This is a genomic window from Protofrankia sp. Cj3 (assembly GCF_917627355.1).
Taxonomy (GTDB): Bacteria; Actinomycetota; Actinomycetes; order Frankiales; family Frankiaceae; genus Protofrankia.
The window spans coordinates 2855-4052 of sequence record NZ_CAKJTR010000299.1; the positions used below are offsets into that span (position 1 = coordinate 2855).

The 1198-nt window shown below is 63.0% G+C and carries 1 protein-coding gene; it reads right to left on the minus strand.

What is annotated here, in order from left to right:
* Positions 1-1198 (minus strand): tyrosine recombinase XerC (xerC, locus tag MJ783_RS22635; protein ID WP_239313778.1); only part of this gene is annotated, 1198 nt, incomplete at both ends.

A 1198-nucleotide genomic window follows, 5' to 3' on the forward strand; every position in this document is an offset into this window, starting at 1 on the left:
CGGGTGAGGTCGGGCAGTACGGAGGTGTAGGTGTCGGCGGTGATGGTGATCGAGGAGTGCCCGAGGAGCTCTTGGACGATTTTGAGGTCGGTGCCGCCGGCGAGGGCGAGGGTGGCGGCTCCGTGTCGGAGGTCGTGGAGCCGGATGGGTGGGAGCTGCGCCGCGAAGGCAAGTCGCTGGAAGCGGTAGCTCAGGAACGAGGGATGGATGTCGCTGCCGTCTTCACGGGTGAAGACGCGGACCGAGTCCGTCCATGCTGGGTCCCAGCCGTCGCGTTCGCGGTCTTGCTGGCCGCGCCACCAGCGCAGGACGGCGATGGTGACGGGGTCGAGGGGGATGTCGCGGACGCTGTCGGCTTTCGGGGTGTCGCCGGCCACCTCCCAGCCGTGGAGGACGAGTTGCCAGGAGACGTGCAGCACGCCGTCGTCCAGGTCGATGTCCGGCCACGACACGCCGCAGGCCTCCCCTCTCCGTAGCCCACTGAACACGATGAGGTGCAGGCAGGGGGAGAGTCGATCCGAGGTCACATCATCGAGAAAGGCGCCGGTCTGTTCGGGTGTCCACACCATGACTTTGGACGGCCGGGGTGTTTCCTTCCAGAGCTTGAACTGGCGTACCACGCTTTTACGGGCGCGTTCGTCGAGCTGGGAGATGGCGCGGCTGTACCCTGCCCACCAGTTCTCGGTCCGCGCCCGTGTCCACACGAGTGCCTTCGGCCGCTTGCCGGACGCCAAGCTGACGTGCTTCGCCGGATTGCTAGCGATGAGTTCTCGCTTGATTGCGGCAGAAAGGGAAGACCGCAGAGTAGCGCGGATACGCTGTCGGGTCGCTGCGCTCGTTATTCTTTGCCGTCTGTTGAAATCGACCTCTTCGCCCCGGCTTGCACGTTCCCGTAGTTCCGTAAGCTCGTCGTCCGCTTCTTGTATTCGGTCGAACATGGCGTCAATCTGGCTTATCTGAAGCTTGTCGAGTGGAAGATGGCCGAGGTGTGGTTTGAGGTACACGCGGATATTGGACTCGTAGCCGTTCCGCGTGGTCTTCTTGATGTCTCTCTTCCCGTTGAGCCAATTATCCAGCCATTCGCCCACGGTGATGCTTTTGTCCAGAGCCACACCGGCGTTTACGCGTCTCCTGACACCATCGATGGTTGGAAGCTCCCCGCCGCGTGCCGTCGCTTCCTTGATCAGACTTCCGATCT